The sequence below is a fragment of the Thermoactinomyces vulgaris genome (assembly GCF_003688725.1).
GTDB classification, from domain to species: domain Bacteria; phylum Bacillota; class Bacilli; order Thermoactinomycetales; family Thermoactinomycetaceae; genus Thermoactinomyces; species Thermoactinomyces vulgaris.
This window is the reverse complement of the sequence record NZ_REFP01000007.1, coordinates 292,148-306,081: the sequence shown is the minus strand read 5'-3', so window position 1 is coordinate 306,081 and position 13,934 is coordinate 292,148. Positions and strand designations below refer to the sequence as shown.

At 46.3% G+C, this 13,934-nt stretch carries 18 protein-coding genes and 1 tRNA gene; 1 reads left to right on the top strand and 18 read right to left on the bottom strand.

Annotation, left to right across the window (positions count from 1 at the left end; genetic code table 11):
• Positions 1–56: 56 nt before the first annotated feature.
• The 14 genes from ATH33_RS01900 to ATH33_RS01840 all read right to left on the bottom strand — a co-directional run bounded on the left by ATH33_RS01900 (position 57) and on the right by ATH33_RS01840 (position 9,093).
• Positions 57–575 (bottom strand): Imm6 family immunity protein, encoded by a 519-nt coding sequence (locus ATH33_RS01900; RefSeq protein ID WP_037993611.1) that lies wholly within the window; start codon positions 573–575, stop codon positions 57–59.
• Positions 576–706: 131 nt separating this feature from the next.
• Positions 707–1,204: an SMI1/KNR4 family protein gene (locus ATH33_RS01895; RefSeq protein WP_037993612.1), complete on the bottom strand. Its 498-nt coding sequence runs from the start codon at positions 1,202–1,204 to the stop codon at positions 707–709.
• A 143-nt stretch (positions 1,205–1,347) separates the two neighbouring features.
• Entirely contained in the window at positions 1,348–1,872 is a 525-nt protein-coding gene (locus ATH33_RS01890) for an Imm6 family immunity protein (RefSeq protein ID WP_121873991.1), read from the bottom strand.
• Positions 1,873–1,902: 30 nt separating this feature from the next.
• Positions 1,903–2,277 (bottom strand): SMI1/KNR4 family protein, encoded by a 375-nt coding sequence (locus tag ATH33_RS01885; RefSeq protein WP_037993617.1) that lies wholly within the window; start codon positions 2,275–2,277, stop codon positions 1,903–1,905.
• A 148-nt stretch (positions 2,278–2,425) separates the two neighbouring features.
• Entirely contained in the window at positions 2,426–2,836 is a 411-nt protein-coding gene (locus ATH33_RS01880; protein ID WP_309485135.1) for a P-loop NTPase family protein, read from the bottom strand.
• Positions 2,837–2,848: 12 nt separating this feature from the next.
• Positions 2,849–3,028, bottom strand: coding sequence for a hypothetical protein (locus ATH33_RS13895; RefSeq protein ID WP_309485136.1), 180 nt, complete (start codon positions 3,026–3,028; stop codon positions 2,849–2,851).
• 150 nt (positions 3,029–3,178) lie between these two features.
• Positions 3,179–3,640 carry a hypothetical protein gene (locus ATH33_RS01875; protein WP_062842930.1) on the bottom strand — a complete coding sequence of 154 codons (462 nt, stop codon included), beginning with the start codon at positions 3,638–3,640 and terminating at the stop codon, positions 3,179–3,181.
• 648 nt (positions 3,641–4,288) lie between these two features.
• Positions 4,289–4,365, bottom strand: a tRNA-Arg gene (locus tag ATH33_RS01870).
• A gap of 112 nt (positions 4,366–4,477) precedes the next feature.
• A complete protein-coding gene (locus tag ATH33_RS01865) occupies positions 4,478–4,981 on the bottom strand; it encodes a metallophosphoesterase family protein (RefSeq protein WP_037993619.1) in 504 nt (167 codons plus the stop codon).
• Between the two features lie 14 nt (positions 4,982–4,995).
• Positions 4,996–5,619, bottom strand: coding sequence for an XTP/dITP diphosphatase (locus ATH33_RS01860; RefSeq protein WP_037993622.1), 624 nt, complete (start codon positions 5,617–5,619; stop codon positions 4,996–4,998).
• A 75-nt stretch (positions 5,620–5,694) separates the two neighbouring features.
• Positions 5,695–6,465: a ribonuclease PH gene (gene rph, locus ATH33_RS01855; RefSeq protein WP_037993623.1), complete on the bottom strand. Its 771-nt coding sequence runs from the start codon at positions 6,463–6,465 to the stop codon at positions 5,695–5,697.
• A gap of 111 nt (positions 6,466–6,576) precedes the next feature.
• Complete coding sequence (locus tag ATH33_RS01850; protein WP_121873990.1) at positions 6,577–7,623, bottom strand: GerMN domain-containing protein; 1,047 nt, start codon at positions 7,621–7,623, stop codon at positions 6,577–6,579.
• Positions 7,624–7,704: 81 nt separating this feature from the next.
• Positions 7,705–8,526, bottom strand: coding sequence for a glutamate racemase (gene racE, locus ATH33_RS01845; protein WP_037993627.1), 822 nt, complete (start codon positions 8,524–8,526; stop codon positions 7,705–7,707).
• Between the two features lie 117 nt (positions 8,527–8,643).
• A complete protein-coding gene (locus tag ATH33_RS01840) occupies positions 8,644–9,093 on the bottom strand; it encodes a MarR family winged helix-turn-helix transcriptional regulator (RefSeq protein WP_037993629.1) in 450 nt (149 codons plus the stop codon).
• A 163-nt stretch (positions 9,094–9,256) separates the two neighbouring features.
• Between ATH33_RS01840 and speE the strand changes: the two genes are divergently transcribed.
• The gene (gene speE / locus ATH33_RS01835) at positions 9,257–10,102 is read left to right on the top strand and encodes a polyamine aminopropyltransferase (RefSeq protein ID WP_037993630.1); all 846 of its coding nucleotides are present in this window, start codon (positions 9,257–9,259) and stop codon (positions 10,100–10,102) included.
• Between the two features lie 59 nt (positions 10,103–10,161).
• Here speE and ATH33_RS01830 read toward each other — a convergent pair whose 3' ends face one another.
• From ATH33_RS01830 to ATH33_RS01815, 4 genes are all read right to left on the bottom strand, one after another.
• Entirely contained in the window at positions 10,162–11,163 is a 1,002-nt protein-coding gene (locus ATH33_RS01830) for a hypothetical protein (protein WP_037993631.1), read from the bottom strand.
• Positions 11,164–11,335: 172 nt separating this feature from the next.
• Positions 11,336–11,788 (bottom strand): MarR family winged helix-turn-helix transcriptional regulator, encoded by a 453-nt coding sequence (locus tag ATH33_RS01825; protein WP_037993632.1) that lies wholly within the window; start codon positions 11,786–11,788, stop codon positions 11,336–11,338.
• 113 nt (positions 11,789–11,901) lie between these two features.
• Positions 11,902–12,945, bottom strand: a complete 1,044-nt coding sequence (gene fni / locus ATH33_RS01820) for a type 2 isopentenyl-diphosphate Delta-isomerase (RefSeq protein ID WP_037993634.1) — start codon at positions 12,943–12,945, stop codon at positions 11,902–11,904.
• A gap of 80 nt (positions 12,946–13,025) precedes the next feature.
• Positions 13,026–13,856 carry a YitT family protein gene (locus tag ATH33_RS01815; protein ID WP_037993637.1) on the bottom strand — a complete coding sequence of 277 codons (831 nt, stop codon included), beginning with the start codon at positions 13,854–13,856 and terminating at the stop codon, positions 13,026–13,028.
• Positions 13,857–13,934 lie beyond the last annotated feature (78 nt).

Here is a 13,934-nt window from a genome sequence, read left to right as displayed (position 1 = left end):
TTTACAAAACCAAAGCCCGCTCCTGTTTCAACGGAAACGGACTTCCAAACAACTTTTTATGTAATCAAGTTCAACAACTCTTCTCTTTGGATCTTCTTGTCACTGCCTGACGGATAATGTTTCAGCAGGTATTCCTTTAAACGCTCAGCCCACTCTTCTTGGTAGCTGTTTACTTTTTTTATTTCTTCCATAAATTCATTTGGCGTATTTTCATCATTGACCGGTTCAATAGGTTGCGGAACTTCATTTTGCTCACCAGCAAGGATATATGCTTGTTTTATGGTGTATGATACGGCATCCAGAACACACCAAAAAGCTGACTCTGCTTGAGAATTTCCTGAAAACGGATCTGTTAAAGTCGTGACAACAAACAATCCCTCGTCTTCATCGTCTATCTCCAAATACATGTCGAGTCCACTTAACTTTTTTTCCTCGATCCATTTCCAACACAAATCCATGGACTTTCTTATTGCCGGAAACCAATCAAATTTAGTTAATTTATCTAAAACTTTCTCAGATAAAGCTAAAAAATAAGCCGCTCTCGCATCCATATTTACCTTTTTGTACCACTCCACACTCTATTGCCTCCCAAGTTCGTTACATTGTTCCATAATATCGGCCGCAAAATCGGAATCAACTTTTCAGCATTTGATATTCTATCGTTCAATCAGGTGCCACTATATTTTTTATAATGGGGGAAAATCTTTCAAAAACCCGATTTATCATCAACAACATTGATATAATAATTTTCTTTAGCATCTAACTTACGTAAAAAATCTTCAAGGGATTCCGCAATGATCACCCTTCCATAGTCAGCCGGATGAATTCCTTCTCTTGTCTCTTGACTCAAATCGAAAAAAATCAAGTCATCATTACCCAAGAAAAAAAACGGGAATAAATGCGGTTCTCCGATCTCTTCCATCAGATCATAATCTTCCCAAATGTCTTCACCCAAGATCAAATCTGCAAGGGAATCGGAATCCATGATACGGTTATCAAAAGTCTTCTGATGAATACACATAAAGCCATATCCAATTTGCAAATAAAATTCCCTTAACTCTTTTGGAAACGTTCGATTGAGTCTATGTTCCGCTTCTTCCACTTCACATATATCCAGAGGATAAAATACATGTTTATACTCTGGTGGTGCTTGAACGTTTACGGATGGAAGGACATATTTTTTCAAAAAAGAAAAGTCGCTCATTGCTCTGATCACCTCCAAAAAATGAAATCGAATCATTCAATGATAACCTATGGAAACACGTTACTTTTCTTTCACCTTTAACAAAAACAAAACCCGCACCTTTTGACCGGGCGGGCTTTCAAAGAAATCCATGAAACCGATTTTTACGCAATCAAGCTCAACAATTCTTCTCTTTGGATCTTCTTGTCACTGCCTGCCGGGTGGTTTTTTATCAGGTATTGTTTTAACCGCTCAGCCCATTTTTCTTGGTAATCATGAATCTGGCAAATTTTTCTCATAAATTCGCCGTCTGTAAATTCATCATTTACAACTTCAATTGCTTGCGGAACATAGCCTTTCTCTTCATACTTACAGGCTTGCCAAACCGTGTAGGCCACTGCATCGATTACACAGAAAAACGCAAGTTCATCTTCATCGTCATCTAAACCAGCATCGACTTCATTTATGTGAATTGAAAATAACCCTGCTTCTGATTCTTCATCATCAAGCCTTTCATAAAGATCATGTCCACTCCATCCTTTTTCCTCAATCCAATCCCAACACATGTTCATGGTTTCTTTTACATGAGGAAACCATTCATAATGACTGATTTTATCCAATACTTTTTCTGTTAAAGATAAATAAAAAGCCGCCTTTGCATCTTCACTAACATGATCATACCATTTCATAACGACCCCTCGATCCAATCCGGATGATATTCAAAGGATTATGAATATATATACCATCCCCAGGATAATCCATCTTTTGTTGTAAAGAAATATCTCATAGTCCTCTTTTGTCTTTCTTTCATTGCTGATGATACAATCATCAAGAGATATTTTTAAACGACGTTTACTGACATCCCACTTTAACAGAGTGAGAAATTTTGAATAAAACGATTCGTGAGGTTCGTTTTTCTGTTTGGTTTGAAGAAGATGATTTTTTAGATCTCCAAAGTCAATCGTATCAGGACTTGGTTGGGTTCCATGAGAAATAATTGCAATTTGTCGGAAATCGGAAGGGAGTTGAATCCCAAAATTTTTTTCTATCTGATCAATTGATTGCTTATCAGCAGGCACCTTGCTTTTCTGCATTTCATAATGTGCATCTCTAAGCTTTCAAATTTGGATCAGAGGTTCTGCAGAAATCTGAATAGCAAGCTGTTTACACTGTTTTGTTAAAATAACTGTTTGACCTTTCTTTGTCCCTTTTTTCAGTTCGGATTTCCCGTGCAATTTTTTCTTACTTATTTCTCTCTTCCTGCCTTTTGATATTTTCCAGAAAACGATGCATTGCTTGTTTGCTCTTTAAGATGACAACCGTTTTGCCAGCACCGGATTTTTGAAAAGCTTCTAATCGCTCCATCATTTTTCTCCGGCGGGAATCATAAGTGGTAAATACATACTTTATGAAATCCTTATTCCATCTTTCCGGACACCCTTCTCCCATACGCCGCGCTTTCCCCATGTTCACCAAAAAGCGCCTGATCACACGCAACAGGCACAGATATCGGGGCAGTTCCAAATAGATTATTGTATCCGCATGTTCTGCCCGGATCTCAAACGTACGACTGTAATTCCCTTCCACAATCCATTGGCATTGGTTCACAATTTCTTGCTGAGCTGCGACGAACTCCTCCGGGGAAGACTCCACCCAGCCCGGTTTTCAATAGAAAGCATCCAAATGATAAACACGGATCTTTAAGATTTGCCCTAATTTCCGCGCAAACGTCGATTTCCCAACTCCGGATGAAACCCCGATCACCAACCACATGCCACCCCCTTTTCCCGTTTCCGGCCACAGAACCGGCCATTCCGGTTCAAGACCACACTTTGCAAGATACACGACAGCGCCACTTCCCTCCGCTTTGATCGTCGAAAAACCTCTCTAACAAAAATGATTCACTCTTTTCGGCACTTCTTTTCGTTTTTTATGTGCATAAAAGGTTACAAAAAAAGCACATTTTGTAAAGATGATTCGGCAAACAACGCTGTTTTACGCACAGACCATCTGAATCCGGCTGACAACAGCCAGGCTTTGCTTTGCATGCACACAAAAAAATAACAGCCTGAAAAGGCAGTTATACCAGCACCGCACCGCGTTTTTCCGTATGGATTCGTGAAACTCCGCCAATTGGCGGCAGCTTTCGGTTGGCACCCGTATTCTCTCTCCATCCAACCGTATGTACATTCCATCTTCTTTCGCTTCTTCATACGGATATTTGTCCAGCAACCAGAGTGCATTGATTTCGAAGTCTTCTATATCGGTGACAAAGCTGCATCCGCAATAAATCAACCCGATTTTCCGTCCTCTCATCCGCCGATATTCTTCAATGTTTCCTTTTCTCTCTTCTTCCATCATCCGTACGTAAAAATCCACGGCTTTCGGTGGAAAGCCCAAAATCGTCCCCAAAATCCGGTCGGCTTCTTTCGCGGATAGCGTTCCGCTGCGTTTCACTTCTGCGTGGAATAATCAGCTCGTTTTGAAAGAACAAGTAAAAAGGTCAAATCATAATCTTTATCCCCGACATACGGGTAATTGTCCAGCAAATACTCCATGTGTCCCGTTTTCCATCTTTCAAGGGGAATTTCCAAGAAGGCCGGTTTGTACCCTTATAAGAACGCATCCACCGCACGCAAGTTCATCGCTCCCCCGCTTACAATTGTGCGGGTATTTTATTCGTTATAGCCGCTATGATTCCTGCATGAAAAAACGCCCGTGACGGGCGCCAACCGTTCAACCGTCGTCTTCCCCGCATCCGTCGTATTCTTCGTATCCGCAGTTGCTGCAATACACGTAGCCGTCCCGGGACTTTCCCAATGTTTGTTCACCACAGCGAAGGCAAAGGGGTGCCATCTTTCAAGCCTCCTTCCGTTTGTGGCGGGTCTCGGATCGGCATTGTGAATAAAATTAATAATTTTCTTTATATTTTTATTATAACCCATTCAATACCGGATATTAAAAACCTGGAAATGTCAGCCGGGCCCGTTTTTCATCACAGTGGAGAAGTCTGTGCTTCGTGTTGGCAGGTTCCCCTTCACAGACACAAAAAAACGTTTGCCCCGTCCATATAGGGAAGGGGCAAACGTATTCCCTTGATCATTTTGGCGTCCCAGGAGAGATTCGAACTCCCGACCGACGGCTTAGAAGGCCGCTGCTCTATCCAGCTGAGCTACTGGGACATTTTTCTAATTCGCTGTGACGACACAAAATATTTTACAACAGATTATTCTTTCCGTCAACCACTTTTTTTATTTCAGCGAAAAAAACAGGCAAAAGGAAAAGGAATTATCGTTACGACAATTCCCCTTCAAATCCCCGCTCGGTAATCGGAGTTCCATCGGTTTGGTAGAATACCACTTTGATCTTCCCGTCTTTTTTCTCCAAAACAGCATAGGTCGGCACAGTAAAGCCCCGGGGTTGCGTGATGCTTCCGGGATTGATCAGCAAGACGCCGTCTTCTTCTTCACACACCGGGAAGTGGGAGTGGCCGAAACAAGCAATTTGTGCTCCCGCCTCCTGCGCCCGGTATTTGACGGGAAGCAAAGATTCTTTCACCCGGTACCGGTGGCCGTGCGTGACAAAAAAGCGAAGGGAATCCGCTTCAAAGACCTCTTCCTCGGAAACTTCTTCCCAATCGCAATTGCCTCTCACCACAGTCAACGGCACAGAGGGAAGTTCCGATCGGCCGGTGCAAAAATCTCCGCAATGGATCACATGATCGGCTTTCACCCGGTCCACGATTTCATTCAACCGCTTCGCCCGGCCGTGTGAATCGCTGATGATCAACACTTTCATCATCATTCCTCCCCTTATGAAAAATGATACATGTTCTTCATCTCTTCGATCAACAGACGAGTGGCTTTCCCGCGGTGACTGATGGCGAATTTTTCTTGATTGCTCAGCTCCGCCATTGTTTTGTGAAGCGAAGGCACATAAAAAAGCGGATCATAGCCGAAACCTTGATCGCCTCTCGGCTCCCGGGTGATCTCCCCGTGGCACGTTCCTTCCACGGTTTTGGTCGGTTCACCGGGCACGGCCAGCGCCATGACGCAAACGTAGTAAGCCTGGCGTTTCTCTTGCGGGATGGATTCCATTTGCTTCAGCAATTTCCGGTTGTTCTCTTCATCTGTGGCATTTTCTCCCGCATAGCGGGCCGAATAAACGCCAGGCTCCCCGTTTAGCGCCGGAACCACCAGCCCGGAATCATCTGAAACCACCGGGGCATTCAAATGCCGGGAAATTGTTTCCGCTTTTTTGACGGCATTGCCTTCAAAAGTATCCTGATCCTCCACAATGCCGGGCAAATCTTGAAAGTCTTTCAACCCTTTGACATCCAGGTTCAAATGCTCCAAAAACAGTTCCCGGAATTGTTCCAGTTTGTTTCGGTTTCCCGTCGCAATGATGATATACGGAAAAGGCCAGTTTCTTTTCATTTTTCTCTTCCTTTCCCTCTCAGTGGTTCATGGGAAAGCCCATGAACAATAAAAAAGCTCATGGGCCCGTTTTGATTATTTGGTTGCCGAAGAACTTTCCTCCGAAACGGTTTCCCCCACCAGTTCGGCGTCGCTGCCCAAGATTTCTTTTTGCATGCGAATCAATTCAGACGTTCCTTTTTTGGCCAGCTCTAAGAGTTGGAAAAGCTGGTCGCCCGAAAAAGGAGATTCTTCGCCGGTTCCCTGGATTTCCACATATTTGCCGAGACCCGTCATGACTATATTCATATCCACAATGGCGGAGGAGTCTTCTTCATAACAAAGATCCAAGAGCACTTCTTCCCCGACGATCCCCACACTGGTCGCAGCCAAAAAGTCTTTGACCGGCATCTCTTTTAAAACACCGTTTTTCACCATGGGAGCCAGTGCATCCACCATGGCAACAAACGCTCCGGTAATCGCCGCGGTACGGGTTCCGCCGTCCGCCTGGATCACGTCGCAGTCGATCCACAGGGTTCTTTCACCGATGGCGGATAAATCCACAACGGAACGGAGCGCCCTTCCAATCAGGCGCTGGATTTCCATCGTCCGGCCGCTGACTTTCCCCCGGCTGGATTCGCGAACGGTCCGTTGATGGGTTGCTCTCGGCAACATCGAATACTCCGCGGTAATCCACCCTTTACCGGAATTTCTCAAAAAAGGGGGGACTCTTTCTTCCACCGTCGCCGTGCAAATGACCCGGGTATCCCCCACAGTTATGTAAACGGAACCTTCCGCCGTCTTGATAAAGCCTCGCTGCATTTCCACTTTTCTTAGTTCATGATTTGCGCGTCCATCGGTTCTCAATGATGCTTCCCTCCTGTGCCAAGTTCCTTTAGTATAGCATACCCTTATCCCAAATTCCGAATGAGAAAAGAAAAAAGGAATGAAATTTGACTCATTCCTTTTGCACCTGCATCAGGATTTATTTGGATTGACAAAGACCGGCCGGGCCACGGGCTGGCTGACGGTTCCTTCCCCTTCCACGGCAACGCTTTGTTTTCCGTTCACGGTCAATTGCACTTTATCCGCATCGGTGTTTTCCGTCAAGGACAACACGATCGTTTGGATGGCGTCTTTGGAAGCGGTGTTTTTTCCGTACTGTAACAGTTGCTCTCCCAGGTCCGCCGAAACCACCTTGCCTTTGACCTGAACTTTATTCACCGCCAGGGTGTTGTCCAGCGCCGCACTCAAACCGGAATCATATTGCGGCCCTTTGATCAGCTCATTCATCACCGTTTCGCCGATTTGGTCTGATGGACTGACCATCCGGGTCACCGGTACATAGTAAATCTCGTTATTGGGCAATTGCCCCATGAAATACAGGATGACCGGCATGCTCCGTGTCAGGTCCGTTCCTTCGGCCACCTCCAGATTGATCCCGTCTTTGCGGGTCAAACCTTGAGCCGGTGTCTTTTTCTTCGGCATGACCGCAAGCGGTTTCCCATCGACCCAGATATTCACCTCATCAATGGTGGAAAAACCCGTCAACGTCCAAGTCACGGCACTTAACAAATCTTCTTCTTCATCCTCTTTGTAGTTCAAAAATTCCTTTGAAAAGTCAATGGTTGCAACCCCGTCTGAAATATTTAACGCCTTCACCTGCGTACCTTTGGGCAAAATCGGAGTCAACCCTTCCGGCAACATGGATACTCCCGGCCCTTCCTTCACCATGAACTTTAACACTTCTTTGGCAATCCCTGTGGAAGCCGGAAGATTCAAGGTATAAGGCGCGACGTGGCCGTTATTCGTTTTGTAATAAAGTTCGACTCCGGTCGTCTTTTCCTGTTTGTCATCTTTCTTTTCCTGGCCGGCCCCCACCGGCGTCGCGTTGTCCAAATTGGCATTGGCCGGGGGCGGGTCTATGGGCTTGGTGGATTCTTTTCCCGGTCCGAACATGCATCCGGTCACCAGCAAAGGAATGAATAATAGAAAGACGGCTGAGCGTATGAATCTTTGATCCATGAACAATCTCCCCCCAAGGACAAGTCATTTATTACATGTATACGGGCATGGGGGGAATTTAGCACTTTCCGGGACAAAATTTTATCCCACTGAAGGGAAATAAAGCTCCACTTGTTCCACCTTGACCGGAAAACCGAACCAGTCTTCGGCGATCTTCGAAAAGCTTTCCGTCGACCCCGTCGTAAAGAAACGGTGTTCGGGGGAATGCTGATCCGACAGCAATTGTTGATGCTGCAAAATTGTGCTTAACTCCACCGCGGTCTCTTCCGCCGAACTGATGATGGAAACCGATTCGCTCACTGCTTTTCGGATGGAATCCGCCAAAAGGGGATAATGCGTGCATCCGAGAATCAGGGTATCCATCGAAGTATTTCTGAGCGGGGACAACGTGTCGGCAACAATGTCATCGGCCAAAGCGGTATGGCGATACCCGCTTTCCACCAACGGCACAAAGGCCGGACAAGCCAGACTGTGAATGGTCAAGTCGGGATGGATTTTGCGCAGAGCCTGTTCATAAGCCCCGCTTTGAATCGTTCCCTGCGTGCCGATCACGCCAATCGTTTGGTTTTTCGTCGCTTTAATGGCCGCCCGCGCCCCGGGATCAATCACTCCCAGAACCGGAATGTCCACCTGTTCTCTCACCAAATCCAGCGCTGCGGCGGTTGCGGTGTTGCACGCGATCAAAATCGCTTTGATCGGATGACTCATCAAAAACCGGACAATGCCCATGGTAAATCTCCGGACTTCTTCTTTGCTTCGGGGGCCATATGGACAGCGTTTGGTATCCCCCACATAATAAATGGTTTCCCGGGGCAACTGCCGCATCACTTCACGGGCAACGGTCAACCCGCCGACTCCGGAGTCAAGGATGCCGATGGCCCGGTCTCTGGTTTGCTGCATCATACAAAAATCCAACTCCTATCCCTCTGTCTCAACCGGATATGTTATCATATTGTTTTTTCCAAGAATTGGAACACGGGCAACAAAAACCTCCATTCGGTGCATGAATGGAGGAAAACCTCAATCTTTTTTCATTTCATGATACAAAACGGATAAATGTTTCTGAATTTGCTCTGTCTCTTCGGATGACAAATGCGAGAGAATGTCAGACAAGTACTGCCGACGGGCTGCCAATACTTCTTCAATGATTTTGCTCCCTTTATCCAATAAACGGATCCGCACCACGCGCCGATCACGTTCATCCCTTATCCGTTCCACCACTTTGTTTTTCTCCATCCGGTCAATCAAATCGGTCATCGTACTGCAAGCCAAAAACATTTTTTGGCTCAATTCCCCGATGGTTAAATCCCCGTTTTCCTGAAGCAACAACAAAGCGGAAAACTGGGGAGGGGTCACCGGAAACCGGTCCAGGATTTCCCTTCCTTTTCTTTTGACAATCACACTGATTTCCCGCAATAAAAATTCTATTTCTGCAAATCGCTCGTAAGAGACCGGTTTTTTCTTTTCCATAAGTCTCTCCTTTATTCCAAACTTTCATCATACCCTTATCAAAAAAGTATATATAAAATTATACTCCTTGACAAACCAAATCCAGTAAACAAAAAACTGCAAAACAATGACACATCTGATAAAATGGTGTCTCGGTAACATATGTTTCAAGGAGGTTGGACGGTTGAACCAAACACCATTTCTGCAAGAAAAAAACGGGGATTTATGGCTGATCGAAGATGAACGGGAAAACATGAAGGTAAGTTACCGGATTAAAGAAGTTGTATTTTCGGAGAAATCCCCTTTTCAACATGTCATGATTTTGGATTCATATGATTTCGGGCGCATGCTCGTTTTGGACGGCGTGGTGCAAACCACTTCCCTGGACGGCCACATTTATAATGAAATGATCACCCACATTCCGCTTTCCATCCACCCGAATCCCGAGCGCGTGTTGATCATCGGGGGCGGGGACTGCGGAGCCGCCAGGGAAGTATGCAAATATGAAAATGTCAAAGAAATTGACATGGTGGAAATTGACGAGCTGGTGGTGGATGCCTGCAAAAAATACCTGCCGGCGGTTTCCGGAAACCTTTCCGATCGCCGGGTGAACTTTATTTTTAATGACGGGATCAAACATGTGGAAAACATCCAGGATCACTACGATGTGATCATCGTGGACTCCTCCGACCCCGTGGGCCCCGCCAAAGCGCTTTTTGAAAAGAGCTTTTATGAAAACATTCACCGGGCTTTAAAAGAAGACGGATTGATGGTGTGCCAAAGCCAGTCCCCGCTGTTTCACCGCTCCGTCATGAACCAAACCATCCGCCACATCCGGGATCTGTATCCGGCGGTCAAAGTATACACGGCAACGGTTCCCACCTATCCGGGCGGCTTCTGGAGCTTCACCCTGGGCTCCAAAAAATATGATCAAGTGTTTGTGAACCGCTTCGAAAAAGACACCAAATACGTCAATCATTCAATTCTGACAACCTGTTTTGACGTGCCGGCCTTTTTAAAACACGATTAAAGTAAAATGCACTTCTTCAGAGATAAAAAAATCCCTCCTGTTTAAAGGAGGGATTTTGCTTAATCGTTTTCCTGCAATTGATTCAATAAATTGCGCCAACCGTGAAGGTGCGCAAGTGCCGTCACTTCGCGCCGGATTTTTTCGTGGCGGCAATCGGCAAAATCGGCAAACACTTGCTCCAGATCCCCGATTTCCCGTTTGACCAAGGGGCAATCCAAGTATCCGAGCAAATGAATAAACCATTCATAATTGCCGTTTAATGCCTCTTCTTTTAACTCTTCAATGGTAAAGAGCTGATAAAAAGGGAAATGATTCAGGGCCAGAACTACATCAAAGGGAACATCCACCGGCAATTTGCCGGCAGGTTTCTCCTCCGACACCAGTTCGTTTAAAATTTGCCTCTTCCCTTCCAGGTATGGGCACGGCCTGTAGTGGACAAACAGATAAAAAATGCCCCATTGATCCTCCATCGGGATGCGGTACAAGGAGAAAATGGAACCGGAGTAATTCGTGTACCATTGCGACCACTGCCCTCCGTCCGCAGTGGCCGTCACCATCCGGTCGGTGCGCAAAAAAGGATTGAACGCCGCGCTGTTTTCCAAGTCAACCATTTCATGTTCGTAATGGCCGACGCCTATGTAAAAAGAAGACCATTTCAAACGCTCCTCCGTCAGCGGTGTCAACTGCCGCTGGCTGGTTCCTCTCCAAACTCGCGGGATCGTGTGATGAGGCAAGCGCATTTGCTCCATTTGCCAACCCGGCGACAAATAATAATCTGAAAAGCGACGGACTTCATCCAAATCGGCCGGAATGGCCAACGGATGTGAAACACATCCTTGAAAGATTGCAAAAATTTGATGTTCCACCAAAGGTTGATAGGCAAGCACAATACCGCGGGGAATACTCAGATCCTTTGCTTCGGCAAAAACGATCAAATCAGCTTCCCGATCCATGAACTGTGCCAGCTCATCCAAAAAAGCAGCTTCATCCAAAAACTCAAATCCCGTTTCCTGCCAACGCTGATCCCATTTCCAGCTTTGCAACCAGCCGGGTAGCTGCATAAAGATCATCCTTTTTATCAATATCCTTGAATTGTATTGAATACACAACTTTCGCCATTTGACAAATCCGCCCTCCATTTCTGATCTTTTTTAAGGGGGATTTTTCTCTTTTTTTACTGGCATTTTGGCGTCTTTTTGCAGTGATAGACCCTTCAACATTTTCCGAAAAAATTTATTCCGCCCGTTTTTCGTCGTTTACAATTCTCTCCAGTTTTTCATAAATTTCCAACAAGCGGATCAAATCGTCTTGGGACAAATTGGACAAATAATGTTTCACCACTTCTTCACTGATTTTTTTCGCTTTGGACAATATATTTTTTCCTTCTTCCGTCAGTTCAATGACAACCACACGACGGTCAAAAGCATCCTGGGAGCGCCTTACCCACTGGTGGGCTTCCAAACGGTCTATCATCAACGTCACCGCACTGGGCTTGACCTCCATCATGTTTGCAATGTCGGTCGCCCGGCATCGGTCGCTCGATCCGATATAATTCAATATATGAAACTGCGCCCGGGTCAAACCGATTTCGGATAACGCCGTGGTGATATGCTGTCCGATTCTCCGGGTAATGGCATATTGTTTCATTTGAATGTTGGTAATAATGTTCTCATGATCAAATGTCATCCGTCTCCCCGCTTTCCATCTCATTCCCATTGGTTAGGAAAGTTAATATTTAATTTTATTAAATATTAACCACCGGCCCGTTGTCAACCTGAACGGAAGCGATTACACCGCGATCACTGCCATGCATGAAATACCAGCCGGTCGGTCCGGGAAAGTTCCTTAACGGAACCGATGCCTGCTCCAAACATGGCGATTTTCATTTCCATCATCACCTGCCGGAGCCGGTCGATCAACATATCCTGCCGGTTATCGGCCGCATAGGGCAAAAGCGAACGTCCAAATCCGGCCAGATCTGCTCCCAACGCGATCGCCTTCGCGGCATCCACCCCGTTTTTCAATCCGCCGCTGGCAAGGATCGTTCCGGAAGGAGCCGCACTCCGCGCTTCGATCACACATTCCGCCGTCGGAATTCCCCAATTTTCAAAAGCTTGCGCCGCATTTTTCAACAAGGGGGTGGTCCGGTGTTTTTCCACCTGACTCCACGAAGTGCCTCCCGCTCCGGCCACATCCACAAACTGTACACCGCAATCAAACAGGGTTTTGACCAATTCGCCGTTGATTCCCCAACCCACTTCCTTGACACCGATGGGAAATGAAACGCGCCGGCACAGCTTTTCAATTTTCCGGAGGATGCCTTTGAAATTGACGTCCCCCTCCGGCTGAAACACTTCTTGCATCGAATTCAAGTGCAAAACCAGCGCATCGGCTTCCGCTGTCTCCACAAAACGGTAACATTCTTCTTCCCCGACCCCGTGATTCAATTGCACGGCTCCGATATTGGCAATCACCGGAATATCCGGGGCATGGCGCCGGACTTGAAAGGTGTGTTCCACCGCCGGCCGATCCAGAATCACACGCATTGATCCCAGCGCCATCGCCCACCCGCACTCCTGGGCCGCAATGGCCAACATGCGGTTAATCTCCCCCGTTTCTTCGGTCCCGCCGGTCATCGAACTGATGAAAAGCGGGGCCTTCAAAGGTTTCCCCAAAAAGGTACAGGAAAGATCAATTTCACGAAAATCCAGCTCCGGCAACGCCTGATGAACAAAGCGGTAATGTTCCAATCCGGTGGTCACTTGCCGGCTGGTCACATTTTCATTCAGCACGATTTCGATATGTTCGTTCTTTCGTTTCTGCACCCGAGACTTCGACTTCATAACGCAATCCTTTCCTCACAGGCAATTCCAACTATAGTTTAACGCAAGTCTTACTGGCTTCATGCAAAGTTCAACGTTTTTTAACCATTTTCTTCATTGAAATCCCGGTGGAAATATCCCATCACTTCCACGGTTTCCATGATATTGACAAACGCTTTGGGATCGTTTTCCATAATCACCCTTTTCACTTCCGCCAGTTGGTAGCGGGAAATAATCATGAACAAGACTTTCCGTTTTTCCCGGGTGTAGGCTCCCTCCCCGTCGACAATCGTGATTCCCCGCACCAATCTGGAAATCAGGCTTTTCCGGATTTCCTCACCTTTGCTAGTGATAATCATCAAGGTGACTTTCAAATGTTTGGTATGAATCATGTCAATCACTTTACCGGTGGCAAAAATGGACAACATGGTGTAAAGAGCCGTGTCCCAGTCAAACAGAAACCCTGAAACAAACACGATCACCGCATTCATGGTAAAGGTGAGCGTCCCCAAAGAAATCTCTTTTTTTCGGGTCAGCAAAAAGACAATGATATCCAATCCACCGGTGGAACCGGATGAACGAAAGATAAATCCGGTGCCGATGCCGGCGAGCACACCCCCGAACAGCGAGGACAAGATCGGGTCGCTGGAAATCGGTTCAACAGGAATCAACCACAAAGCCACCGAAGTGACGACCACCGAAAGAATCGTATTGGTGATAAACTTTTTTCCCAGCTTCATGTATCCGAGCAGAAGCAAAGGAAGGTTCAAAGCAAAGTTGATGACCCCGGTGTTGATCGGCGTCAACAAACTGATAATCATGGCGATCCCGGAAACGCCGCTGCTTAAAATCTTATGCGGCAACAAAAACACATTCCATGCAAAGGCAATCAAGATGGAAGAAAGGACAATAATCACCATTCGCAAAACCATTTCGCATCACTTTCACTTTCTGTTTTCTGATATTCACAGCCATCTAGTATAACATCATCTTTCTCCGGAAGATATCCT

Coding starts and splice junctions, on each gene's coding strand:
- ATH33_RS01895 (WP_037993612.1), bottom strand. CDS start 1,204: ATGAGCGACTTTTCTTTTTTGAAAAAATATGTCCTTCCATCCGTAAAC.
- ATH33_RS01890 (WP_121873991.1), bottom strand. CDS start 1,872: ATGAAATGGTATGATCATGTTAGTGAAGATGCAAAGGCGGCTTTTTAT.
- ATH33_RS01885 (WP_037993617.1), bottom strand. CDS start 2,277: ATGCAGAAAAGCAAGGTGCCTGCTGATAAGCAATCAATTGATCAGATA.
- ATH33_RS01865 (WP_037993619.1), bottom strand. CDS start 4,981: ATGAAAGTGTTGATCATCAGCGATTCACACGGCCGGGCGAAGCGGTTG.
- ATH33_RS01860 (WP_037993622.1), bottom strand. CDS start 5,619: ATGAAAAGAAACTGGCCTTTTCCGTATATCATCATTGCGACGGGAAAC.
- ATH33_RS01850 (WP_121873990.1), bottom strand. CDS start 7,623: ATGGATCAAAGATTCATACGCTCAGCCGTCTTTCTATTATTCATTCCT.
- racE (WP_037993627.1), bottom strand. CDS start 8,526: ATGATGCAGCAAACCAGAGACCGGGCCATCGGCATCCTTGACTCCGGA.
- ATH33_RS01840 (WP_037993629.1), bottom strand. CDS start 9,093: ATGGAAAAGAAAAAACCGGTCTCTTACGAGCGATTTGCAGAAATAGAA.
- ATH33_RS01830 (WP_037993631.1), bottom strand. CDS start 11,163: ATGCAGCTACCCGGCTGGTTGCAAAGCTGGAAATGGGATCAGCGTTGG.
- ATH33_RS01825 (WP_037993632.1), bottom strand. CDS start 11,788: ATGACATTTGATCATGAGAACATTATTACCAACATTCAAATGAAACAA.
- fni (WP_037993634.1), bottom strand. CDS start 12,945: ATGAAGTCGAAGTCTCGGGTGCAGAAACGAAAGAACGAACATATCGAA.
- ATH33_RS01815 (WP_037993637.1), bottom strand. CDS start 13,856: ATGGTTTTGCGAATGGTGATTATTGTCCTTTCTTCCATCTTGATTGCC.